Here is a 24,315-nt window from a genome sequence, read left to right as displayed (position 1 = left end):
GCATCATCTGCGACCGGGCTGCAACCCTTCGCCAAGCCCGGCGAAGTGTTCCTTGATCCCCTCCACCAGGCGGGCGATGCGCGAGCGCTTCAGGCTGTTGGGGCGATAGACCAGGTGCAGGGGGCGGCCTAGCCCCGGCAGGGGACGGGCGCTCGCCCCTTGCTCCCCCACCAGGGTCAGCAGGCCGGCGGGGAGCAGCACGGGGCCTATGCCCGCCTTGGCCAGCTCGATGAGTGCCAGGTAGGAGTCGAGCTCCATGGCGGGCTCCAATCCCAGGGTCGCCAGAGGCTCGCGCAGGTAGCGGTTGGAGGGGTTTTCCAGATCCATGGTCAGGATCTTGCGCATCTCGTCCTGGCCTCCCTGATCACGCCCCCCTTCCTCATGTTGATCTTCTCCCACCAGATAGAAGGGCTCCGTCAGCAGGAGCTCGGCGCACAGGCCGTGCCCCGGCGGCAGGCGGCCCGCGCAGATGCCGAGCAGGGCGTCACCGCCGCGCACCCGCGCCAGGATCACCGGGGTGTGGTGGGTGGAGAGGGCAAGGTGGGGATCACACTGCAGGTAGTCGTGCATGAAGCGGGCGAGATAGCCCGCCAGCAGGGTCTCGGAGCAGGCGACGGGCAGGGGGTTGCCATCGGTGAGGATCTGGCTGTCCGCCAGCACCCCCTTCATCTCGGCCAGGCTAGGGGCGACACGGGCCAGCAGTTCGCGGGCCTGGGGGGTGAGCCGGATCTGACGACCATCCGGCTCGATAAGCTTCTTGCCGAGGCGCAGCTCCAGCTGATTGATGCGCTTGCTCACCGCCGACTGGCTGATATAGAGGCGACTGGCCACCTTGGCCATGGTCCCTTCGCTTGCCAGCAGGCAGAGTGTCTCCAGCCCTTCCAGTAACATGTTGCCTCCCGGCCTCTTGGTTGGAAGTCGCTACCTTAGGGGCTGACGGGATCAGGGGCAAGTACCGTTTGTAGCCCTCGAAAGCGGCCAGCGCCACGCCTTGACGGGGGGCGCGAAGATCACCAGGTTGCCGATGAGGCTGACCACCACCCCGACGATGGAGACCGGCTGCCAGACGAAACCCTCGTACAGGGTGGAGAGGCTCAGCGCCACTAGGGGGAAGAGCACGGTGGCGTAGGCCGCCTTGCTGGCGCCGATGCGCCCCACCAGGGTGAGGTAGGCGGTGAAGGCGATGACGGAGCCGAAGATGGCCAGGTAGATCATGGCTGCGACATAACGGGGCTCGGTGGGCAGCGTCAGGGACTGGCCGAGCAGGGCGACCCAGCCGAGCAGGAGCACCACTCCGTAGACCATGCCCCAGGGCACCATCTGCAACACCTGATAGCCCTGGCGCTGGCCCCGGGCCGACACCAGGTTGCCGAGCGAGAAGCAGAGGGTGCCCGCGCAGGCCAGCAGCAGCCCCTTCCAGCCGTTGGCCCCGAGCTGCGCATCCGCCAGCACCGGCCAGAACAGGAGCAGGGTGCCGAGCAATCCCAACACGGATCCCTGCAGCCAGCGCAAGCCGGGGCGCTTGCCCTCGAACAGCCAGAGGTTGAGGCCGTTGAAGATGCTGGCGCTCGCGAAGATCACCGCCGACAGGCCGCTCGGGATATAGAGGGTGGCGTGGTAGAAGCAGAGGAAGTTGGTGGAGAACAGCAGGGCGCCGAGCAGGGCGGCGTAGCGCTGACCGGCCCAGGGCAGGCGCGGGAACTTGCCGCTCACCGTGAGCAGGGCGAACAGCGCCAGGGCCGCCAGGGCGAAGCGATAGAGCACTGACACCTCGATGGGGATGGGGCCGAGCTGCCAGGCGATGGCAATCCAGGTGCTGCCCCAGATAAGGACGGTGGAGACATAGAGTAGGAGGTTCATGGAGGATCCCGCGGATGAGAAACAGATATCCAGCATGGGCCCGAGGCTCTGTATCTGGCTTACAGCATCTTGCGGTTTTTTCCGGGCAGGGGCAGCGCGCGAGGAGGGGTCACGATAAGATGAGGGCAAAGGCGAGGGCGAGCCGATGAGGAGGACCGAGGTGCAAGATGCCACGCAGCAGATATTGCAACCCATGATGCAACCAATCAGAGAGGCGGGGGTGTTCGATGCCCTGGTCAGCACGGGGGCGCGGCTGGAGGATTCCTGCTGGCTAGAGCCCGGGCTAGGCCTCGCCAGCTGGTGCAATCGTTACGATCAGACCCGCTATCACAAGCCGGGCCATCACACCATCAGCGTCTACCTGCAGGGGGGCGAGCAGACCGAGCGCCTCGACGGTCCCGGCGGCCATGGCGGGGCCGGCAAGGTGTGCATCATGCCGGATCACCACAGATCCGAGTGGCTGGTGCGCGAAGAGTTTCGCTTCTTCCACCTCTATTTCAGCCCGTCCCACCTCGGCCGCATCGCCGAAGAAGCCTGCGACAAGGAGGGGCGTCACCTCGTGCTGGAGGACAAGACCTTCATCGAGGATCCCGTGGCGGCTGCCCTGGTGCAGCGTCAGCTGATGGGGCTGAATTGGCAGCAGGACGAGGATCGCATGGCGCTCTCCCACGGCGCCTGGATGCTGATGTTGCACGCCTATCGTCACCACACCCAGGAGGCGCCCGCCTTGCCCCAGATACGAGGCGGGCTGGCACCCGTGACCATCCGGCGGGTGCAGGAGTACCTGCTGGCCCATCTGGCGGATCCCGTCACCTTGAGCGATCTCGCCCGGGAGGCGGGCCTGAGCGAATACCACTTCGCCCGCATGTTCGGCCAGAGCCTGGGTTGCCCGCCCCATCGCTATCTATTGGGGCTGCGTCTGAAGCGGGCCAGGCAACTGCTGGCGGGATCTGAGCCTCTGGCCAGCATCGCCGCCCAGTGCGGTTTCTCCTCCCAAGGGCACCTCGGCAATCGCTTCAAGGAGGCCTTCGGCCTGAGCCCGGGTCAGTGGCGCAGCCAGTTGTCATCTGGCTGTCACGATTGAGGGGCACCATGCAGGGCAAGGACGGTATGGGGCCGTCCCGTGTTGCCTATGGAGTGCCCATTGAATCATCGAAAGCGTCAGACCCGTACCCGCCATCTCTGGTTCAGCCACTGGAATGGCCCGAAGATCCGCCTCTGTCCCCCCGCGGCCCCCGAACCACTCGTGCCTCACAGTTCCCGCTGAAAATCGCCACGACCCGGTAGGATTTTAATGGCAACTTTGCCACTATGGGCCCATCAGGATGGACCGGGTATGGCTGCATGTTTCTGGAACGTATTGAAGTTAAAGGTTTTCGTGGCATAAACCGGCTCTCGCTCGGGCTGGATCACACGACGGTACTCATCGGCGAGAACGCCTGGGGCAAGTCCAGTCTGCTGCGCGCCCTCTGGTGCCTGCTGGGGGACGCCGAGCCCTACCGATTCACCGCGGATGACTTCCATCAGCCGGAAGATCCGGAGCTGGCCCCATCCCGCACCCTGCAACTGGTGCTCACCTTTTGCGAATACCGGCCCCAGATGTGCCAGCACTCCCGCCGCCTGGCCCGCCTCGGTGCGGCCTGGATCCCCCACAAGGACAAGTTCCACCGGGTGCACTACCGCGCCAGCGCCGAGTTGCAGGAAGACGGCACAGTGCTGACCACCCACGACTTTCTCGACGGCATCGGCAAGAGCCTGGAGATGGAGAACAACGATGAGCTGGTGCACCTGCTCATCACCATGAACCCTGTGTTTCGCCTGCGGGACGCCCGCACCGCGCGGGACGGCATCGAGACCCTGCCCTGGGGGGATCTCTCCGCCCAGCGCCTCGGGGATCTCTCCGGCAAGCTCTCGGACGAGCCCCAGCGCATCGGCGAACCCGAGTTGAAGGAGGCCCTGCAGGCGGTGCGCCAGCTGATGGATCACTACTTCAGCGCCCTGGCCCCCATCAAGCACAAGCCCCGCAGCCAGCGGGAGATAGTCAACAGGCCCATGACCCTGCGCAACCCCGGCAACCTGCAGGTGCTGCTGCGCAATGCGGACAACCGGGCCCTGCAACTGGCCATGGCGGGCATGGCGGCCATGCTGCTCAATGCCCGCGGCAACCGGGAGCTGGAGGAGGGGGCCAGGCCCATCATGATCCTGGAAGACCCGGAGAGCCGCTTGCACCCCACCATGCTGGCGCTGGCCTGGGGGCTGCTGGAGCAGCTACCCGGCCAGAAGCTGCTCACCACCAACTCCGGGGATCTGCTCTCCTCCCTGCCGCTGAACCAGGTGCGCCGGCTGGTGCGCCGCCAGCAGGACATCCTCTGCCAGCAGCTCGGCGGCGAGCGCTACAGCAGCGACGATCTGCGCAAGATAGCGTTTCACGTGCGCATCAATAGGCCCATGTCCCTGTTTGCCCGCTGCTGGCTGCTGGTGGAGGGGGAGACCGAGATCTGGCTGCTCTCCGAGCTCGCCCAGATCTGCGGCTACAGCCTGCGGGCGGAAGGGGTGCGCATCATCGAATTCGCCCAGTGCGGCCAGGCTCCCCTCATCAAGGTGGCTCGGGACTTTGGCATCGAGTGGCATCTGCTCACCGACGGCGACGAGGCGGGGGTCAAGTACGCGAGCTCGGCCCGGGCCCTGCTCAAGGGGGAGCGGGAGCGGGACAGGGTGACCCAGCTGCCGGCGGCCGACATCGAACACTACCTCTATCACAACGGCTTCGAGCCCGTGTTCCGGCGGGAGGCCGGGGTGGGGGGGCGCTCGACCATGAGCCCCTCCCGCATCATCACCAAGGCGATCCACCATCGCAGCAAGCCAGGCATGGCGCTGGCGGTGGTGGAGGAGGCGGAGCGACTCGGTAGCGATCGCATTCCCCCCGTGCTCAAGCAGATGTTCGCGCGGGTGGTGGCGCTCGCCCGGGGCCAGAGCTAGGCAGTGCTAGGTTTGCGCCGTTGGGGAAGGGGGCGAGTTTGGGTATACTCGCCCCCTTCTGTCGATGAGGCCCGCCGATAGCGGGCGCGCATCACGCTCACTTCCTGTCTGTTGCTGGAGACCCTATGTTCGTCCAACTTCCTTCCTGGCTCTTTCCCCTGACCGGCCTGATGGCCCTGGGCGCCCTGATCGCCCTCGCCCTGGTGCTCTGGCGGGGGGATCTCTGCCCGGGTCAGCGTTCGCGGATCACCACCCAGCTCTTCTCCATCTGGGTCATTACCGGCCTCTCCCTGATGCTGGCTATCGAAGCCGGGACGCGCGACTGGCTCATATGGTGCGGGGGCGCCGCCCTGGTGCTGGGGATAGTGATCTCCCTCGTCCAGTCCCGTCTCGAGGGCAAGCGCGCCATCCCGGCCACCCTGCTGTGGCTGCCGGCCCTGCCGCTGGCCCTCTATGGCGCCGGATTGCTGCAACTGCAGGGTTGGCTGAACGGCCTGCTGCAGATGGTGCTGCTGGGCTCGGCCTTCGCCCACCTGATGCTGCTGCGGGCCCGTCACCGCTTGCAGGCGTTCAATGTCCTGCTCCCTGTGGCCGGCCTGGCGGCGGCCATCGCCAGCCTGCTCTGGTTTGTCGCACAGCTGCTGATGGCGGCGCCCGAGGCCGCTACCCTAAGTGCCTTGCAACCCTGGGTACTGACCCAGGCCGCGCTGCTCATCGCCGCCTTGCTGCTCTGGTTCACGCCGCTCTACCGGCAGCAGGAGACGGCCCCCGTGGTGCTGTCCGTTACCCTCTGCGGTCTGCTGATGGCCGAGATAGCGGCCACCAGCGTGCTGCATCAACTGACCTGACTCCTCTGACCTGACTCCTCGGCGCAGACCCTGGCGACAAGAAGAGCCCGCACCCGATCCGGTGCGGGCTTTTTTATGGGAAAAAGGGCGTCGCCGGTGCGTACTGCGTGTCAAACAGAGTGAGGGAACAGGATTGTCTGGTCGGGGGCAGATCCGCTAGTTGACTGAAAAGCCTGCGGTTTGTTGCAAAAGGCAACAACATCTGGTGGTTTAATCCCCCGATCAACTTTTTTTAGGATAATTACTTGCAATCTCAGCGTTGGCGCCTATTATGGGCGACCTCGGACGCGGGGTGGAGCAGCTCGGTAGCTCGTCGGGCTCATAACCCGAAGGTCGTCGGTTCAAATCCGGCCCCCGCAACCAACTCTTTGCCGGCATGGCAGGGCGCAAACCCTGGGGTGCTGCAACGACATCGACTGCCACTGCTCGGCAGTTGATGGTGCAAGGTCTGGTGACAGACAACAATTCGGACGCGGGGTGGAGCAGCTCGGTAGCTCGTCGGGCTCATAACCCGAAGGTCGTCGGTTCAAATCCGGCCCCCGCAACCAACTCCTTGCAATGCCTCTTCATCCTCTATTTCCCCTATCTATCTCCCTGATCTTGAACATTAATCCTCAAGATGCTGGTCGTTTGCGCCCCTTGTTCGGTATCATCCTGGTTTCTGTCCATGGATGAGGCTCTTCCTATGCTGCAACCCTTTCGTTATCTCCCGCCCAAGATAGAGCTCCAGAACGCCAGCCTGACGGAGGTGATGGCGAGTCCGACCCCCATCAAGCTGCTGCTGATCGCCGGATCCGAGCGGGCGAACCTGCTGGCCGAACCCGCCTTTGCCGCCGTGGCGGCCCAGATAGCCCTGGGCCAGAAGGCGCCCTATCGCCTGAGTGATCACAGCGGTGTGCAGCTGGTGATCTTCGTCGATCCCGCCGAGGCGCGGGATCATAGACGCTACAAGCTGGTGCGCGACTGGGTGGCGCCCTTGGCGGCTCTCAAGGCAGAGCGGCTGGCACTGCATCTTTGCGGTTTTGACGACGAGAACCGGGCCGAGCTGGCCGAGCTGGTGCTCGCCACCCTGCTCGCGGCCAACGTGGCGTTGCCGACCCACAAGCAGCGAGCCGACGTCCCGGTGAGCTATCAACAGCTGTCCGTGTCGCCCGCCTGCAACCTGGATCTGAACCGGATCCTGGCCGAGGCCGAGGGCAACGGGCTGGCTCGCCATCTCGCGGTGCTGCCCGCCTCGGATCTGACTCCCAAAAGCTATCGTGCCCTGGCCCGGGAGCTCGCCGAGGCAGAAGGCTGGCAGTGGCGGGAGTATGATGAGGCCGAGTTGACCCGCCTCGGCGCCGGCGCCTTCCTCGCGGTGGCCAGGGGCTCCGCGGACGGCCAGGCCGCCATCGTGAAACTCAGCTACTGTCCGGCCAATGCCCAGCGCCGCCTCGCCCTGGTGGGGAAGGGGATCTGCCACGATTCCGGCGGCTATAACCTGAAAGTCGGCGGCAGCATGTATGGCATGCACCTGGACATGGGGGGCAGCGCCGTGGCACTGGGCACCCTGCTCGCGATCCGTCGCGCCAGGCTGCCCTATGAGGTGCACTGCTGGCTCGCCATCTCGGAGAACCACATAGGCCCCCTGGCCTATAAACCCGGCGAGGTGGTGATCGCCATCAACGGCACCACCATCGAGGTGGTGGACACGGACGCCGAGGGGCGCATGGTGCTGGCGGACACCCTCGCCCTGGCTGCCGGGGACAAGCCGGATCTGCTCATCGACTACGCCACCCTGACCGGTGCCTGCAAGCGGGCGCTCGGCAGCCGTTACAGCGGCGCCTTCACCAATCGTCCCGCCTGGCTCGGTGAACTGATAAGCCTGGGGCAGCAGAGCGGCGAGCGGATCTGGCCCTTCCCGCTGGATGAGGATTACGATGACAACCTCGATAGCGAATGGGCGGATCTGCTACAGTGTGCCCCCGGCAGTTCGCCGGATCACATCGACGCCGCCCGCTTCCTGAGCCGCTTCGTCGGAGCAGAAACACCCTGGCTGCACCTGGATCTCAGCGGTTTTCGCAACAAGGGGGGCAATGGGGTCGTCAGCAGCGAGGTGACGGGGTTCGGTGTCCGGTTGACCCTGGATCTGCTCGCCAGCCCGCTGTGCTGACAGGGGCCGGGAGGGCGTTGGCCTTCTCGGTACCGGCGGCAGAGGCCGCACCAAGCAACAAGCGAAGTGCCACACAAGAGCCAAGCATTGAGGACAAGCGTGAAACAACCAAGTTATGACTGGGTGCTGTTCGATCTGGACGAAACCCTGCTGGATTTCCCGGTCACCGAGGCCCTGGAGCGAACCCTGCAGATCTACGGGGTTCATCCCAGCCCCGCCAAGATGGCGGAATATCACGGGCTGAACCACAGACTCTGGCAGCAGTACAACAGCGGCGAGATAGACGCGGCCCACCTGCAGCAGACCCGTTTCTCCCTGTTTGCCGAGCAGGTGGAGGTGGCCCCCATGGCCATGAACGACACCTTCCTGCAGCAGATCATCGCCCTGAGCACTCCTCTCGAGGGGGTCACCGAGACCCTCGAGGCGATGCAGGGGCGGGTACGCATGGGGATCATCACCAACGGCTTCAGCCTGCCCCAGCGCGGTCGCCTCGACAAACTGGGTTGGAGCCACTGGTTCGAGCCCCTGGTGATCTCCGACGAGGTGAGGGTGACCAAACCCGCTCCCGCCATCTTCCAGCTCGCCCTCGAGCGGATGGGACGGCCGGATCCCGCCAGGGTGTTGATGGTGGGGGACAACCCCAAGACCGACATCGCCGGCGCCGCCGCCCAGGGTCTCGCCACCTGCTGGTACAACCCGGCGCGCCACGATACCCCTTGCGAGTCGACCCACGAGATCCACCACTTCGCCCACCTCGGTGCCATCGTGCTGGGGCAATGAGACGACGAGCGGATCAGTCAAGGTGCCATCATGGCGCTGACAGCAAAAAGGCAGCCTCTGGGCTGCCTTTTTGCACTGATGCTCTGCCCTAGGGAGCGAGACGGCCCAGCAGCCAGGCCTCCAGCAGGGCGACCCCAGGGGCCAGCACCGACTCGTCGAAGTCAAACTCCGGGTGATGGTGGGGGGCCGCCAGGTTGGCGCCGAGGATGAGGTAGGCCCCTTGCCCGCCATTGCGCTGCACCCGCTCGATGAGAAAACCCGCATCTTCGCTCGCCCCGAAACGGCGGCTGTGGATGGTCTTGAATGACAATCCCTCGGCCAGGGGCACTATCTCCTCGAGCAGAGCCGGGCTGTTTTCGATGCCGATGGCTTCCCCCTGCTTGCGAATGAGGTAGGTGACGCCCTGCATGGCGGCGGCTCCCGCCACTATCTGCTGCACCTGGGTGAACATGTAGTCGTTGAGCTCAGGGGTGGCGCCTCGGGTTTCCCCCTGCAACTGGGCGTGACCCGGGATCACGTTGCGGCCGCTGCCGGCGTGGAGCTGGCCGATGTTGATGCGGGTCATGCCATCTCGATGGCGGGGAATGCCGAGCATGGCGGTGGTGGCCATGCAGGCGGCCGCGAGCGCATTGGCACCGGCGTTGGGTTCGAGCCCTGCGTGGGCGGCGCGCCCCATCAGCTCAACGTCGAACTTGGTGGAGCAGAGGAAGTCGGTGGGATTGATCACCAGCTCGCCACTCTCGGCATGAATGCCGATGTGCAGCGCCAGCAGGGCATCCAGATCATCGAGTTGACCGCCGGCGGCCAGTGCCTTGCCACCGCGGCAGCCCTCCTCGGCAGGCTGGAAGAACAGCTTGATCCGGCCATTGAGTCCCTCGGCCAGGGCCGCAATCCGCTCGGCCAGCACCAGCCCGATGGCGGTGTGACCGTCGTGGGCACAGGCGTGCATCCAGCCCGGGTTGCAGGATTGCCACTCCCCCTGACTCGGACCATGGCCGGGATCCGGCTGCTCCTCCACTTCCACCGCATCGATGTCGAAGCGAAAACCCAGGGTGGGGCCGGGACGACCGCTGTCCCAGAGCCCCATCACACCGGTGATCTCCTCGATGCGAGCCAGCCAGTCGGGATCGGCTCCCTGGTGCAGGGCGCGGGCCTTCTGGGCTGGCACATCGATCTCCCGCCCCATGATGAGGTTGCTGGCCAGCAGCTGGTCGCCCAGCATGACGTCGAATCCGAGTTCAGAGAGGTGGCGGGCGATGAGGGTGGTGGTGCGAAATTCACACCAGGCCGCTTCGGGGTGACGATGAAGATCACGGCGCCAGCGGCGCAGAGCATCCTGAGTCATGATGATTCCTGCATGTCGAGTCCAGCGGGCATTGTGAAGGGCAGGGGGGCAAGAGTAAATCCCGATGACAGGAATGCAACAAGGGGAGCCGATATGGCTCCCCTTGGGTCAGCATGCTGGAGGCTGAAAAATACACAGTGACTATCAGTAAATGTCGGTCTCTGTGGATATTTCACGCCAGAGCATCAAAAGTGCGATCTTCTGTTCAATTAGCCAGCGCGGATGGAGGCTGGCGGTCGACAGCGTCTCTGCACCTAGGTATTGGCCGGCTTAGAGCTGACCCAGAGAGGGCAGAGAGACGGCAACCAGAGTGAAAAATACGGTAAAAACGGCGGTAACAACGAACTCAGTCATCATTTTGTCTCCCTTGGCTGATGAATAGTGGGATCAAGATACCACATCGGGACGATAAAACAACAAAGATTGTTATTTTTGTAGGCTTTTGGTGTCATGGCTTGTCAGGTTGGTGTTTTTTGTTTTTTACGCTTTTTTTTTGCACTAATGGAGAGCGCTGACACTCTTTCATGGGATGGGTTATTATTTTTTCAAATAAAAACAATGTATTGCTTGTTTGTTGTGTGATTTTTTTTGTGGTTTCTTATGGCGCCACTTTGATTGCTGTAAAATCTTCACCGGCAATCTGGCCATTTGACTCGTCACAAACTGTCATCAGGATGGTATTCAAGTGTCCGGGCTGTATTTTGCCATCTCTCATCAAGTTATCTGCCAGCCATTGTCATAACCCTTGCCCGGACAGCCGGTTGGCATGGGGGTAGTGGTGGTATTCATCAACTTAATGGGAAACCGTCCGCAATAAAAGGGGAGTCCGGCGGTGCGCGCCGCCCCGTGTCGCGCCTGAGCAGGCTTTCTGACCGACCGCTGGCCTGGATGCCCCGCACCTGATGGACCCGGGCCTATGGCTGTGTGGCAAAAAATAGGGGGGTGGGGGAAAGGGAAAACGTATCCCTTTTGTATTGAAGGGGCGGTTTGCCTGGCAGCGACACTCCAGCTCTATCGCCACTTAATATCAGGCGTGCTTGATGTGTGGCAGCGCGTGATAGAGGGAGGGAAGGGCGCGTCTTGCGCTAATCCGCCCCCGCCCCCGCCATGGCCTGCAGTCGCTGGCGAGAGACCTCTATAGCGGGCAACACAAATTGCAAAATGGATCAGATGCTTCAAAGAAGGTAGGGCAGGAAAATAGCTGCGTTAGCCGGTAACAAGGAGCTAGCAAGAGATAACTGCAGCAAGAGCCTGACTAAACGATGATAGACGCAGTGGTTGGAAAGAAAAAAAGATAGGGGGAAGAGCCCAGTCAAGCAGGCCAGCTCTTTAGGGACATGGTGCAAAGAGGTGCTTGCACTACTGTCGAGACAGCCCGACTGGGCAACCGGGAATGGCCATTAAACCGCTAGCCGGATTAAGATATAAAAAACCCTCCAACGGAGGGTTTTTTCATGACGACCCGGTAAAAAACCGCTGGGCTTAGAACAGGGTGGTGGAGAGATCGTACAGCTCCTGATTGAACGGGCGCTTGAGGTTCTCGATGCAGTCGATGATGTCATGGTGCACCATCTCGTTGCCCTGGATACCGACGCAGCGACCACCCTGACCCGCCAGCAGTTGCTCGACGGCGAAGGCGCCCATGCGGCTGGACATAATGCGGTCGCGGGCAGTGGGGGAACCACCGCGCTGGATGTGGCCCAGGATGGTGGCGCGGGTTTCGCGGCCTGTCATGGACTCGATGTCTTTGGCCAGGGCGTTCACATCGGTGACATGCTCACAGATGGTGATGATGGCGTGACGCTTGCCTTTGGCTTCTCCTTCCTTGATCTGTTGCAGCAGCTTCTCTTTGTCGAAGGCTACTTCCGGCACGATCACGTACTCGGCGCCACCGGCGACCGCGGCAGACATGGCTAGATCGCCGCAGTGGCGGCCCATGATCTCGACCACTGAGATGCGGTGGTGGGAGCTGCAGGTGTCGCGCAGGCGGTCGATGGCGTCAACCACCACGTTCAGGGCGGTGTCGAAGCCGATGGTGAAGTCGGTGCCGGCGATGTCGTTGTCGATGGTGCCCGGCAGGCCGATGCAGGGGAAACCCTCCTCGGTCAGCTTCTTGGCACCCATGTAGGAGCCGTCACCGCCGATCACCACCAGGGCGTCGATGCCGTGTTTCTTCAGGTTCTCGATGGCTTCGGCGCGCACTTTCGGATCCTTGAAGGCGGGGAAACGGGCGGAGCCGAGGAAGGTACCGCCACGGTTGACCACGTCGGAGACGCTGTGGCGTTCCAGCTTGACAATCCTGTCTTGATGCAGACCGAGGTAGCCATCATAGATGCCGTAAACTTCCAGGCCATGGTGCAGACCGGCGCGCACCACGGCGCGGATGGCTGCGTTCATACCCGGTGCGTCACCACCACTGGTCAAAACACCAATACGTTTGATTTGTTTGGTCATGAGTGCCTCTGGATCCAAGTTGTCGAAAATCAATATCTGAAAATGCAGTCAGCCACGTGTTTACTATATCGGCTTTCCTATGAAAATGAGGGACTCGGCTTCATAGGAAAGGAGATAGACGAAGAGGGGACAGGCCCCTCTTCGTGCGAGCCTTACTTGGCAGCGCCAGCGATGATCTGGGAGAAGTCGTCCACCTTCAGGGACGCACCACCTACCAGGCCACCGTCGATGTCCGGCTGACCGAACAGGTCGGCGGCGGTCGCGCCGGTCACGGAGCCACCGTACAGGATCTGTACCTTGGCCGCCACAGCTGCGTCGAAACCAGCCAGGTATTGGCGGATGTGGGCGTGAACGGCCTGGGCGATTTCCGGGGTCGCGGTCTTGCCGGTACCGATGGCCCATACCGGCTCGTAGGCGACGACGGCGTTGGCGAAGGAGGCGATGCCGCAGCGGTCGATCACGGCTTTCAGCTGGGTTTCAACCACGGTGTTGGTGGTGCCGGCTTCAAACTGAGCCAGGGTCTCACCGATGCACAGCACGGGGATCAGGCCACCTTTCTGAATGGCTTCGTACTTGGCGGCGACCACGTCGTCGGTCTCTGCGTGCAGGGTACGACGCTCGCTGTGACCCACCAGGGAGTAGGTGCAACCGAAGGCCTTGAGCATGGAGGGGGCGTTCTCGCCGGTGAAGGCGCCGGACTCGTGAACATCGGCGTTCTGGGCACCGTAGGCGATCTTGCTGCCGGCGGTCAGTTGCTCAACCAGACCCAAAAAGATAACCGGCGGGCAGACGGCGACTTGTACCGAAGGATGAGCGGCAGCAGCCGGGGTCAGTCCTTTGATCAGGGCTTCTACAGAAGCCTTGGTGCCGTTCAGTTTCCAGTTACCCATTACCAGGTGCTGTCTCATCTTCTATATCTCCTAGGCATTTGATTGCGCGACATTATATGAATTGAACCGAGCCCAAGATAGCTGACCCGGCGGCAAATGACGTAATTTTTTTTCGCTTTCCTGATCCAAATCAGAAATGGAATCGTCGATCGCTCATTCGTTGACCTGACCCCGCAGACGGGCCCACCATACCCCAATCCACTCGTGAATGGCAGCCTCGGAATACATCAGATAACGCCCCTTGGGCAGGTAAGTGTAGAGGGGTTGCGGCTGCTGGCTCTGCTTGGCGGTGTAATCCGTGGGCGCCGGCACCGCATCGAGGCCCTGACTGCGATAGAGTGCCATGGCTCGCGGCAGGTGGGTGGCCGAGCTCACCAGCGCCACCCGCTTCCCCTTGAGGAAGCGGGCTATGCTGACCGCCTCGTCATGGGTGTCTTTGTTGTTTTCAAACAACGTCATGCGGGCCCTGTCTATGCCGAGGCTCGCTGCCATGCGGGCGTTGACCTCGGCATTCGACAGGGGATCCCCCGATACATAGCCTGAAAAGATAAGCTCCGCCTGCGGATAAGCCTCGGCCAGACGAACCCCCTCCAGGGTGCGGGCCAGGGATATGTTGTTCTGCCAGGCGCGCTCGGGGATGGCCGGATCGCTCACATGACCGTTGCCGAGCACGACGATGGCCTCGATGTCCGGGTGTTGGCCTATCTCGAAAGGCGGGTAAGTCTGCTCAAGAGAGCGGGCCAGCTCGTAGCTTATCGGGCGCATCCCCATCAGAGCGATGATCACCAAGGAGAGAGTCGCCAACAACCTGCCGGTTCTCTGGAAGCGGGTGAACCAGAGCAGCAGCAGGGCCAGCACTAATAAGGAGAGGGAGAAGGGCAGTGGCATCAACAACTGGCCCAGCCACTTCTTGATCACAAACAAGTTCAACTCAAACACTGTGTTCTCCCATCAATATCTTATTAACATGCGACAGCTGGCATTAGGCGCTGGTGCACTTTATCAGATCCAGTGCCTGAATGATCACAAGCCCCTTCCCTTGGACTCGAGCACCGCTAGTTCTCCAGAGATGTCTGCCGTCTGCACAACCACAATCCAAAAACAACTGGATAAATTGACGGTTGAATCCCTGTGACTTCTGCCCAAAATAGCCAAGGCTCTCGATGAGCCTGATTATTATTTGGAGTCGTTTGGGGGTGTATTGAGCAAGCTTGTGTTCTCAGATGTACTTTGGTTACATCCGCTCCCTAATCAGAGAGCCATATATTTATGAAGAAGTTAGCTAAGTTATTAGCGGTGTTTTTTGTTACATACTGGTTGCTTCTTGCTCATGCCTCATTGAATTTTTTAGGCAAGAATACTTTCATTAGTTAGGTCTCGAAAGATAGACAACACAAGGTTTTTTGAGAGATATGTACCCGGTTAATTCTATAGGTTTATATTGCCTGTTGACTACGGAATTACCAATATATTTCGCTTTGTATAATGCCAATGCCAATGCCAATGCCAATGCCAATGCCAATGCCAATGCCAATGCCAATGCCAATGCCAATGCCAATTATATAGGGAAATCATCCCCCTTTGTATGTTATGGGAAATGGAATGATGTCCCTTTTCCAATCCCCTGGGGCGGAGTATCACAACTGATACGAATAGCTTTTCCGCTTTTGATGACGAGTATAACGGTGAGTTGAATATAAGCACAGTAGATAAGAGTGGTGGAGTATCTTCCTTTCACCCATCTATTAAAAGAGCAGTAAGATCCTAGATGTAATGGAGGGGTAACATTATGAGGTGATCGCAATGCTTGTCTGATAATGACATATATATATGCGAATTTGGTGGAGAGTATTTTTTATAAATTGCTAGGGAAAAAGGGAGTTTCAAACCCTCTGGACATGGAGGCAATCTTCAAGGGTTCTGGTTTCACTACAGTGCAGGCTCAGGCGTACCGTGGGTACCCAGCCTCTCTGCCACTAGATGCTGGAATAGAGGCTTACCTAGTGCGCATATTGGTATCCGAAGGCTGTATGGAGAGGCTTACACTAGCACTTTATCAGATAGGATATCTGGTATGTCCAGGGCTGAATACGCAGCTCATAGAGCGAGCAGATGATCCTTCGCATAGGAAGATGGTGTTATTCCTGCATCCTTCCTTTGCTGGTACGATAGTCTCGTTTGCCAGTGATGATCTTGACGTTATTTACGCTCTCCAGCAGATAAAGTTAGAGCCACCTCTCCCGGCAGACTCATTCCCATGGATTGATCTTGAAGGCTTGGGTGCGCTGCAGGGAGACATGGAATACTGGTGGACGAATTTGTGGTTACCGTTCTGGCTGTCATTGAGCCAAGAGAGGTAGTTTGCTTTGGAACTTGAGCCAGAATGGCGTGAGTTCATCGTAATGCATCAACCCCACGATTCTCCTGCACCTTCTGGTTGAATCGCTGCCGTCCCAGCGTTAGAGTGGCTCGTTTAATCGAGAGCATGACGGTAGTAAAACCAAAGAAGCTGGCAGATAAATTTACCTAGGCTGAGGCTGCACAGTATGGTTTATGGAAAAAGTAGATATATCGCCATGCTTCTGATTGGTGTATTATCAGCTTTGTCATTCCTCTTGGTTGAGGAAGTCGGGCGAATTATTTATATGAGATTTTTCACACCAACGTCTGGGGGACGGGAGCTGTATTATGCGATTTGGTTGTTCAGCATGTACCTAGCTCCAGTTGGCATAATATTGAGCTGCATTTTTAATTTGGGATTAAAGTGGAATGTGACGTTCTTAGCATGCTTCTCTTTTGCAGTTTTTTATGTGTTTAGAGATAATCCACTGTGGGCAATGCTGTTGCTAGCATCGTACTTGGCTGCCTTGCTTGTCGCCTTCGCCTTAAGAGGGGCTATAAACAAAATGTCTGTTTTTCATAATCGGCGCTGTTGAGTGTAAGTGTCGTCCCCTGAGGTTGTTGAGAGTTCGTCTTTAGAGTGTCAGTATCGACCCATCATGGCCAGAGTCTCACCGACCCTGGCCTTTTTCGTTTCTGGCCCACCTCGTGCGGGCTTTGTCGTTTCTGGAGGGGCGATACAGGAGGAAAGAAGAAGGGTTCTCGACGGCAGCCGCTGCCGTGGCAAAGAGGCGCTACCAGTGGTGCCCGGCATGACGCTGGCCGGATACTTGCTCGATGACTGAAGGCTGCCGTTACGTTGATGTGGATAGTTGTCCAGATAGGGTGGTTCATCTGGTCAATATCATCAAGCCGCGCCGCCAGCGGGACAGTGTACAAGCCAGCGATTAACTCCAATCCCATATAGAGAATCTAACCCCTCTCCTTGAGTTTTCAGCAAATCCCGGATGTGACAGAATACCCTCCTTTTTCCTGTGGCCCAACCCTGCCTACGTCCCGATGGCGAGTCGGTGGCAGGGGGCTGAAGATGAGCGCTCTCTTGAAGCAAGATCAGAGTTTCGACGGGCGGGCCGACAAGTTCGCCCGCAACATTTATGACTCCACCAAGGGGCGCATCCGCACCACGGTTGTGTGGAGCGATATCGAGGCCTGTCTGGCCCGGCTCGGCAATCGGCCGCTGCGCATCCTGGATGCCGGCGGCGGCTTTGGCTATTTCGCCCAGAAGCTCGCGGCCATGGGCCATATGGTGGAGCTGTGCGATCTATCGGCAGAGATGCTGGAACTGGCCCGGACCCAGATCGCCGAGCAGGGGCTGGAAGACAGAATTCGTCTCATCCATTGCCCCATCCAGGAGCTCAAGTCCCATGTGAGCGGCACCTTTGATCTCGTGCTCTGCCACGCCGTGCTGGAGTGGCTCGCCGAGCCGCGCCAGACCCTGCTCGGTCTGTTCCCTTTCGTCAATGCAGGGGGCATACTGTCGCTGCTTTTCTACAACCGCCACGGCCTGCTGTTCCAGAGCCTGGTGGTGGGCAATTTCGACTATGTGCGCCAGGGGCTGAACAAGAAGCGCCAGACCGCCCTGACCCCCACCAATCCGCAGCTGCCGGAGCAGGTGTATGACTGGATCGGGCGAGGGGGGCTCAAGATCATCGGCAAGACCGGAGTGCGCGTCATCCACGACTACATGCGCCACAAGCAGGATCAGCACGAGAAGTTCGATGACCTGTTGGCCATGGAGCAGCAGTACTGCCGGCAGGAACCCTTTGTCTCCCTTGGGCGCTACATCCATGTGATGGCCCAGAAACCGGTTGGCTGAGTGCCGCGCCACCGGCATCATTTTTTGCGGGATCTAGCCGCCGGGGCGCCCTTAAGCCCTGGCCGATACACAACGAGCGGGAACGATGCACACATGAGGTGTGCGTCAGTCCGCCGGTTATAACAACGAGATGATAACGTCATGATGAGTACATCCCGTACCCTGCCCGAGACGGTAGGATGGGTCAGGCAGGAGGGTCTGGCCTTGAGCCTGCCCACCGATCGGCTGGCCTTTCTGATTGCGATCAAGACCCTCTCCGAGGAGGAGTCCGATCTCTCGGAGGCCGCGCTGCACGACGCCTTCGGCTATGTGAGCAGCGCCTTCGGCCAGATGGACGAGACCCTCTCCGGTCGCGCCAACAACGCCATCAACGATCTCATTCGCCAGCAGCTGCTGTCGCGCTTCACCACCGACATGGTGGCAGGCGAGAGCCTCTATCGCCTGTCGCGCCTCGGCGTCGGCATCGTCGACTTCTTTTTGGATCAGCGCCAAGTCGACTCCATCAAGCTCTCCATCCTGCTGGAACACCTGGCGGCCGAGCTCGACACTGCCCGCAAGGCGGCGCTGGAGCTGGACACCCGCGAGCAGTGGGACGCGGAAGTGCTGCCCCGTCTCAGCTTCTCCCTGGAAGAGACCTTGGGGCGCATCGATCTCACCCAGCGCGCCATGGATGAGCAGCAGAATCAGGTCAAAAGCGAGATCGCGGCCCTACTGACCCAGAACTGGGTCGACGCCATCCACAGCTGCGAGAAGCTGCTGCGTGAAACCGGCCAGACCCTGCGCGAGCTGCAGGATACCCTGGACGCCGCCGGCCACCGCCTGCAGGCTGGCCTGCTCAACATTCAGGAAGCGGCCCAGGGGCGGGAGGATCTCTTCCACGTCGAGGAGCTGACTCACGCTTTGCAGGGGCGTCTGGACGTCATCACCTCCTGGGGACAGCAGTGCATCGAGCTCTGGTCCCGGTATGACAGGCACGTCCACAAATTCATCCGCAACGCCATCGACATGGACAAGAACCGCGCCTTCAGCCAGCGACTGCGCGAATCCATTCGAAACTTCGAGCAGCATAACTGGCAGCTCAGGGTGGCCGAGGAGCCGAGGCTCTTGGAGCTGCGGGATGAGACCATCGCCATCCACGACGAGGAGGTGACCGGTGAGGTGCCCCTCGAGATGGAGTACCTGGAGATGGTGGACATCAACCAGGAGCTGGCGGAGCGCATCGAGCGCTACCTCGCCCGCTACCCCGAGAGTGACTCCCAGCTGGATTTGGCCGACGTGCTGCGGGAATACCTGCTGGACTACCCGGCCCACGCCCACTTCGATGTGGCGCGTCTCCTGATCGATCAGGCGGTGCGTCTCGGCCATGCCAGCGGTGAGCGCGAGCTGCACCGCCAACCCGCATGGAAACCCATCAACCAAGCAGGATCCAAGGTTCAGGCCTATGTCATCGATCAATACTGAGTTTCCCCTGCCGCTGCGCCTCGCGGAGGCCATCGCCAACCCCTTGTTTCCGCGCATCGACACCGCCTTGCGCTCCGGCCGCCACATCAGTGCGGACGATTTCGAGCAGCATTCGGCCCTGGTGGAGTATCACGGCGAGCTGGAGATCTTCTACGGCCGTTATCAGGTCGAACTCATCAAGGCGCCGGAAGGCTTCTTCTACCTGCGCCCGCGCCCGAGTGCCGACATCGGTACGACAGTGCTGTCAGAGCTCGACATGCTGGTGGGCAAGGTGCTCTGTTATCTCTACTTGAGCCCTGACAGGCTCGCCTCCGAGGGGGTGTTCGCCACCAGCGAGCTGCAGGAGGAGGTGCTGAGCCTCGCCGACGAGAAGCAGCTGCTGCGCATGGTCAACAGCCGCTCCGGCGGCACGGATCTGGACAAAAAGAAGCTCTTGGAGAAGATCCGCACCTCCATGCGCCGGCTGCGGCGTCTCGGCATGATCACGGCGCTCGGCAACGGCGACAAGTTCAGGGTCAACGAGTCCGTGTTCCGCTTCGCCGCCGACGTGCGCTCCGACGAGGATCCCCGCGCCGTGCAACTGCGGATGATCCAGGAAGGGGAGGCCATCTTCCACGACGACGAGATGCCGAGCAGCGATTCCCTGTTCGACGATATAGAGTCGGATCTGGACGAAGAGCAGCTGGAGCTGGAGGTGGAAGATGATCTGCAACGTTAAGTTTTTGACCCAGATGGGGACGATTGATGTGATGGAGAGTGCGGCGTGAGAGGCAAATTCAAATCCCTGACCATGGTCAACTGGAACGGCTTCTTCGCCCGCACCTTCGATCTCGACCAGCTGGTCACGACCCTGTCCGGCGGCAACGGGGCGGGCAAGTCCACCACCATGGCGGCCTTCATCGCGGCCCTCATTCCGGATCAGTCCCTGCTGCATTTTCGCAACACCACGGAGGCGGGCTCATCCAGCGCGTCCCGTGACAAGGGGCTCTACGGCAAGCTGCAGCGCGGCCACTGCTACTCGGTGCTGGAGGTGATGAACAGCCGCGAGCAGCGGATCTGGGTCGGCGTGCACCTGGAGCAGGTGGCGAACCGGGACAACAAGGTCAACATCACCCCCTTCGCCCTGGTGGATGTGCCTCAGGAGCTGGCCCCCACGGATCTGCTGCTGGAGAAACTCGAGGGCGGCAAGGGGCGGGTGCGTGCCTTCGCCGATCTGAAGGGGGCGGCCGCCGAGCTCGGCGCCATCAAGGTCGCCAAGTTCAATACGGTGACCGATTACCACAACTTCATGTTCGAGTTCGGCATCACGCCCAAAAAATTGCGTGATCAGAAGGATCGCGGCAAGTTCTATCGCCTGATCGAAGCCTCCCTCTACGGCGGCATCTCCTCCTCCATCAGCCGGTCGCTGCGCGAATACCTGCTGCCGGAAAACTCCGGCGTGCGCAAGGCGTTTGCGGATATGGAGGCAGCCATCTACGAGAACCGCCGTACCCTGGAGGCCATCAAGGAGACGCAAGGCCAGCGGGATCTGTTCAAGAACCTGATCACCGAGACCACCCACTACGTGGCGGCGGACTATGTGCGTAACGCCGCCGAGAAGAACCGTCTCTCCGAGCTGGCCCTCAAGGCCCGCGCCGAGCTGGCCGGCAAGCGGCGGTTGCTTGCCGAAGAGAAGCAGCGCGCCATCTATCTCGCGGACGAGGTGGATCAGCTCACCGGCCGCGAGAAGCTCCTGACCGACGAGCTGGAGTCTGCCGCCGAGCACCTGGCCAAGGTGCTGGCCGCCGTGGCCCTGCAGAAGAAGATCGCGCTCTATCGCGCCGATCTCGCCGAACTCAACGACAAGCTGGAGCAGCAGCAGGCGGTGGTGGAGGAGATCCACGCCCAGCTGCTGGAGGTGGAGGAGCGTCGGGAACTGGCCCAGGCCGAGGTGGATAGCCTCAAGACCCAGCTCGCCGACTATCAGCAGGCGCTGGATATCCAGCAGACCCGCGCCATCCAGTACCGTCAGGCGGTGCAGGCGTTGGAAAGTGCCCGCGAGCAGTGCGAACTGCCAAACCTCACCCCGGAGCAGGCGAGCGACAGCCTGCACCAGTTTCGCGCCGCCGAACAGAGCCTCACCAGCCGGGTGTTGGGTGCCGAGCAGCAGCTGGCCCTGGCGAAGGCGGCTGTGGCCGAGCACCAGGCCGCCCTGACGCTGCTGCTGAGCATAGCCCCGGAAACCGCTCGCGAGGCCGCCTGGCCCACGGCCCAGGCCTTGCTCAAGCGCCATATCGAAGACAAGGCCCGCATCGCTCAGGGGCAGGGACTGCGCGCGGCGCTCGCGCGTCTGGAAAAAGAGAGCGAGAGCCAGAAGAACCTGCTGCGCCTGCGCGATGAGTTGGCGCAAGCCTCTGGTCAGCAGATCGGGAGCAGCGACGAGCTGGATCTCTTCCTCGAGGCCCAGCGTACCCGCCAGGAGGAGCTCGCCGAGCAGCAGGCCGAAATCGGTCAGCGCCGTGCCAGCCTGGAGCACCAGGGTACCCAGCTCGGTCGTGACATAGCCGATCTCACCGCGCTGGCTCCCCGCTGGCTGAAATCCTTCGAGAAGCTCGAGCAACTGCTCGAACAGAGTGGTCTGCCGCTCACCAGCGCAGAGGCGCTCTCCGCCGGCATGCAGACCGTGCTCGACAAGGAGCGGGAGTTCGAGCAGGAGAGCAACCGCATCCAGGCCCAGAAACAGGCCCTGGAGCTGCAGATCCGCAACCTGCAACTGGGGGCCGGGGAGGCGGATCCGCGCCTCGCCCGTATCGCCGAGCAGGTGGGGGGCGTGCTGCTCTCCGACGTCTACGATGACATCTCCATCGACGATGCCCCTTACTATTCAGCGCTCTACGGCCCGGCCCGCAGCGCCCTGGTGGTGCTGGATCTGGAGGGCGCCATCGAGCGGCTGAAGAAACTGGAAGACTGCCCGGAGGATATCTACCTCATCCAGGGCAACCCGGATTCGTTCGATGAGGATCTGGTGGAGGCGGACGAGCTCGGCGATGCCGTGCTGGTGCGCACCAGCAAACGCCAGGTGCGCTTCTCCCGCTATCCCGAGCTGCCGCTGTTTGGCCGCGCCGCCCGCGAGAAGCGTATCGAGCAGCTCGACCTTGAGCGCGAAAACCTCATCGAGGGTTATGCCAAGGCCGCCTTCGAGCAGCAGAAGTATCACCGCCTCTATGGCCACTTCCGCGACTTCATCGGTCAGCATCTGGACATCGCGTTCAGAGCGGATCCAGAAGCCGAGGTGGAAGCCAAGCAGAGCGAGCTGCGCAAGTTGCAGGGAGCCATCGGCGAATGCGACAAGCAGCTTGGGGAAATCAAGGCCACAGGTGCCCAGCTGACCCGATACATCCAGCTGGTGCAGGCCATGCTGCCGTTCGCGCATCTGTTTGCCGAGGCCGAGCTGGCCGCGCGCCTCGAGGCCGCCCACGCCGATGTGGAGAGCCTCAAGGCCGCCGAAGCCTTTATCGCCAAACACGGCAAGGCGCTGGAGCTGCTCGAGGCCAAAGTGCAGGTGCTGCGTCAGGATCCTCAGGATCTCGCCGCCCTGCAGGCCGCGTTCGATGAGGCGAGCGAACTTCTGGCAGAGCAGAAGCGCCGTTGCTATGCGCTCGATCAGCTGGTGGCCCGCCTGCCGCACTTCGCCTATCAGGATGCGCAAGACCTGCTCGGCAAGGCCTCCGAGATGAGCGAGCGGCTGAAAGAGAAGCTCAAGGCCGCCGAGCTGGCCGCCCGCACCGCAGGGGAGCAGCACAAGCAGATCGCCCAGCGCCACACCGAGGCACTGCAACTGCGCACCGCGCTCGATTCCAGCGCCTCGGCCAAGGGTCAGACCCTGGAGGAGTTCGAGCAGGAGCTGATGGCCATGGGGCTGAAACTCTCCGAGGACATGGAAGAGAAGTCTCGCGCCCACAAGAAGGAGATCGAAGAGCTGCTCATCCGCACCCGCTCCCGTCGCACCAGCGCCGAGGCCCAGTTGCAGGTGACCAAGCGCGAGATCGAATCCCTCGGCGGTCGTCTGAAGCTCGAAGGCAAGGACTACTTCGGTGCCCGTAAATCCCTGGTGGGCCACAAGGCGAGCTGGTCGCGGGTGGTGCGTCTGGCGCGCGACACAGACGTCGAGAAGCGTCTGAACAAGCGCGAGCTGGCGTACCTCGACAGCGACGATCTCCGCTCCATGTCGGACAAGGCATTGGGTGCCCTGCGCGTCGCCGTGGCTCACGACGAGGCCCTGCGCGATGCGCTGCGTCTGTCCGAAGGCAACCGCAACACAGAGCAGAAGGTCGCCTTCTACGTGCAGGTGTACCGTTACCTCAAGGATCGCATCCGCAACGACATCATCCGCTCGGACGATCCGGTGGAGGCCATCGAGGAGATGGAGATCGAGCTGGCCCGTCTCGCCGATGAGCTCAAGCAGCGAGAAACCCACCTGTCCCTCTCCTCTCACGAGGTGGCGGCCAAGATCACCAACATCATCCGCCGCGAGCAGAACCGCATCCGGGTGCTGAACCAGGGGCTGCAGAACATCGCCTTCGGTCTGGTACGCGGGGTGCGCCTCAACGTCAATATCCGCGAAGCCCACACCCGCCTGCTGACGGCGCTCGCGGATCAGAGCGCCATGCACAACGATCTGTTCGCCGACAAGGAGCTCAGCTTCTCCGAGGCCATGGCCAAGCTGTTCCAGCGCCTCAACCCGCAGATAGAGCAGGGGGAGCGCAGCTATCAGGTGATGGGCGATGTCTTGCTGGACTATCGCAACTACCTGGAGCTGGAGATCGAGGTGCAGCGCGGGGCCGACGGCTGGCTGCGGGCGGAGAGCGGTGCGCTCTCCACCGGCGAGGCCATAGGTACCGGTCAGGCCATACTTCTGATGGTGCTGATCAGCTGGGAGGAGGAGTCCCGTCGCCTGCGCGGCAAGGATATCGCCCCCTGCCGCCTGCTGTTCCTGGACGAGGCGGCGCGCCTGGATGGCAAATCCATCGCCACCCTGTTCGAGCTGTGCGAGCGCCAGGACATGCAGCTGCTCATCGCCGCGCCCGAGAACATCAGCCCCGAGAAGGGGACCACCTACAAGCTCATCCGCAAGGTGCAGGGCAAGCACGAGCACGTGCACGTGGTGGGTCTGCGCGGTTTTGGCTTCGCCGATGACAAGCTGATTGCCTAACCTGACACAGGTTGACGGAACGATACGCAAAACGGGAGGCTGAGGCCTCCCGTTTTCTATGGGAAGTGTGAGAGAGTAGGCGCCAGTTCGCGGGATCCTGACTGGGTATGAAAGTGGTGATGAGAGTAGCGATGGAAGA

General features: G+C 61.3%; 17 protein-coding genes and 2 tRNA genes. 13 read left to right on the top strand and 6 right to left on the bottom strand.

The genetic code is table 11. The features are described 5' to 3' along the window. Nucleotides 1–3 precede the first annotated feature (3 nt). Both ACRCYW_RS00665 and ACRCYW_RS00660 read right to left on the bottom strand, forming a co-directional pair. Nucleotides 4–891, bottom strand: coding sequence for a LysR family transcriptional regulator (locus ACRCYW_RS00665; RefSeq protein ID WP_438548269.1), 888 nt, complete (start codon nucleotides 889–891; stop codon nucleotides 4–6). 51 nt (nucleotides 892–942) lie between these two features. Then, on the bottom strand, nucleotides 943–1,860 hold the full coding sequence (locus tag ACRCYW_RS00660) for a DMT family transporter (RefSeq protein WP_438548268.1): 918 nt from the start codon (nucleotides 1,858–1,860) through the stop codon (nucleotides 943–945). A gap of 196 nt (nucleotides 1,861–2,056) precedes the next feature. Here ACRCYW_RS00660 and ACRCYW_RS00655 point away from each other — a divergent pair, with 196 nt between their 5' ends. From ACRCYW_RS00655 to yjjG, 7 genes are all read left to right on the top strand, one after another. Beyond that, nucleotides 2,057–2,944, top strand: coding sequence for a helix-turn-helix domain-containing protein (locus ACRCYW_RS00655; protein ID WP_438548581.1), 888 nt, complete (start codon nucleotides 2,057–2,059; stop codon nucleotides 2,942–2,944). A gap of 260 nt (nucleotides 2,945–3,204) precedes the next feature. Continuing rightward, complete coding sequence (locus ACRCYW_RS00650) at nucleotides 3,205–4,839, top strand: ATP-dependent endonuclease (RefSeq protein WP_438548267.1); 1,635 nt, start codon at nucleotides 3,205–3,207, stop codon at nucleotides 4,837–4,839. Between the two features lie 125 nt (nucleotides 4,840–4,964). Then, complete coding sequence (locus tag ACRCYW_RS00645) at nucleotides 4,965–5,687, top strand: hypothetical protein (protein ID WP_438548266.1); 723 nt, start codon at nucleotides 4,965–4,967, stop codon at nucleotides 5,685–5,687. 286 nt (nucleotides 5,688–5,973) lie between these two features. Beyond that, nucleotides 5,974–6,050, top strand: a tRNA-Met gene (locus ACRCYW_RS00640). A gap of 108 nt (nucleotides 6,051–6,158) precedes the next feature. Continuing rightward, a tRNA-Met gene (locus ACRCYW_RS00635) sits at nucleotides 6,159–6,235 on the top strand. 137 nt (nucleotides 6,236–6,372) lie between these two features. Then, nucleotides 6,373–7,839: a M17 family metallopeptidase gene (locus tag ACRCYW_RS00630; RefSeq protein ID WP_438548265.1), complete on the top strand. Its 1,467-nt coding sequence runs from the start codon at nucleotides 6,373–6,375 to the stop codon at nucleotides 7,837–7,839. A gap of 99 nt (nucleotides 7,840–7,938) precedes the next feature. Further along, nucleotides 7,939–8,619: a pyrimidine 5'-nucleotidase gene (gene yjjG, locus ACRCYW_RS00625; RefSeq protein WP_438548264.1), complete on the top strand. Its 681-nt coding sequence runs from the start codon at nucleotides 7,939–7,941 to the stop codon at nucleotides 8,617–8,619. Nucleotides 8,620–8,707: 88 nt separating this feature from the next. Here yjjG and ACRCYW_RS00620 read toward each other — a convergent pair whose 3' ends face one another. The 4 genes from ACRCYW_RS00620 to elyC form a co-directional block, all read right to left on the bottom strand. Beyond that, complete coding sequence (locus ACRCYW_RS00620) at nucleotides 8,708–9,964, bottom strand: amidohydrolase (protein ID WP_438548263.1); 1,257 nt, start codon at nucleotides 9,962–9,964, stop codon at nucleotides 8,708–8,710. Between the two features lie 1,482 nt (nucleotides 9,965–11,446). Then, complete coding sequence (gene pfkA, locus ACRCYW_RS00615; protein ID WP_323970637.1) at nucleotides 11,447–12,418, bottom strand: 6-phosphofructokinase; 972 nt, start codon at nucleotides 12,416–12,418, stop codon at nucleotides 11,447–11,449. Between the two features lie 152 nt (nucleotides 12,419–12,570). Further along, nucleotides 12,571–13,326, bottom strand: coding sequence for a triose-phosphate isomerase (gene tpiA / locus ACRCYW_RS00610; protein ID WP_349922182.1), 756 nt, complete (start codon nucleotides 13,324–13,326; stop codon nucleotides 12,571–12,573). 135 nt (nucleotides 13,327–13,461) lie between these two features. Then, complete coding sequence (elyC, locus tag ACRCYW_RS00605; protein ID WP_438548580.1) at nucleotides 13,462–14,232, bottom strand: envelope biogenesis factor ElyC; 771 nt, start codon at nucleotides 14,230–14,232, stop codon at nucleotides 13,462–13,464. A gap of 488 nt (nucleotides 14,233–14,720) precedes the next feature. Here elyC and ACRCYW_RS00600 point away from each other — a divergent pair, with 488 nt between their 5' ends. The 6 genes from ACRCYW_RS00600 (at nucleotide 14,721) to mukB (ending at nucleotide 24,176) form a co-directional block, all read left to right on the top strand. Further along, nucleotides 14,721–15,002, top strand: coding sequence for a hypothetical protein (locus ACRCYW_RS00600; RefSeq protein WP_438548262.1), 282 nt, complete (start codon nucleotides 14,721–14,723; stop codon nucleotides 15,000–15,002). Nucleotides 15,003–15,125: 123 nt separating this feature from the next. Continuing rightward, the gene (locus tag ACRCYW_RS00595) at nucleotides 15,126–15,668 is read left to right on the top strand and encodes a hypothetical protein (protein ID WP_438548261.1); all 543 of its coding nucleotides are present in this window, start codon (nucleotides 15,126–15,128) and stop codon (nucleotides 15,666–15,668) included. Between the two features lie 1,079 nt (nucleotides 15,669–16,747). Further along, nucleotides 16,748–17,524 (top strand): tRNA uridine 5-oxyacetic acid(34) methyltransferase CmoM, encoded by a 777-nt coding sequence (cmoM, locus tag ACRCYW_RS00590; protein ID WP_438548579.1) that lies wholly within the window; start codon nucleotides 16,748–16,750, stop codon nucleotides 17,522–17,524. A 141-nt stretch (nucleotides 17,525–17,665) separates the two neighbouring features. Then, on the top strand, nucleotides 17,666–18,985 hold the full coding sequence (mukF, locus tag ACRCYW_RS00585) for a chromosome partition protein MukF (protein ID WP_438548260.1): 1,320 nt from the start codon (nucleotides 17,666–17,668) through the stop codon (nucleotides 18,983–18,985). Next, on the top strand, nucleotides 18,966–19,703 hold the full coding sequence (gene mukE / locus ACRCYW_RS00580; protein WP_438548259.1) for a chromosome partition protein MukE: 738 nt from the start codon (nucleotides 18,966–18,968) through the stop codon (nucleotides 19,701–19,703). The genes mukF and mukE overlap by 20 nt, the downstream gene beginning before the upstream one ends. Nucleotides 19,704–19,748: 45 nt before the next feature. Then, nucleotides 19,749–24,176, top strand: coding sequence for a chromosome partition protein MukB (gene mukB, locus ACRCYW_RS00575; protein ID WP_438548258.1), 4,428 nt, complete (start codon nucleotides 19,749–19,751; stop codon nucleotides 24,174–24,176). The last annotated feature ends 139 nt before the right edge of the window (nucleotides 24,177–24,315 follow it).

This window comes from Aeromonas sp. (assembly GCF_051657805.1).
Taxonomy (GTDB): Bacteria; Pseudomonadota; Gammaproteobacteria; order Enterobacterales; family Aeromonadaceae; genus Aeromonas.
The sequence above is the reverse complement of the archived record's forward strand: the minus strand, read 5'-3'. Positions and strand labels throughout refer to the sequence as shown.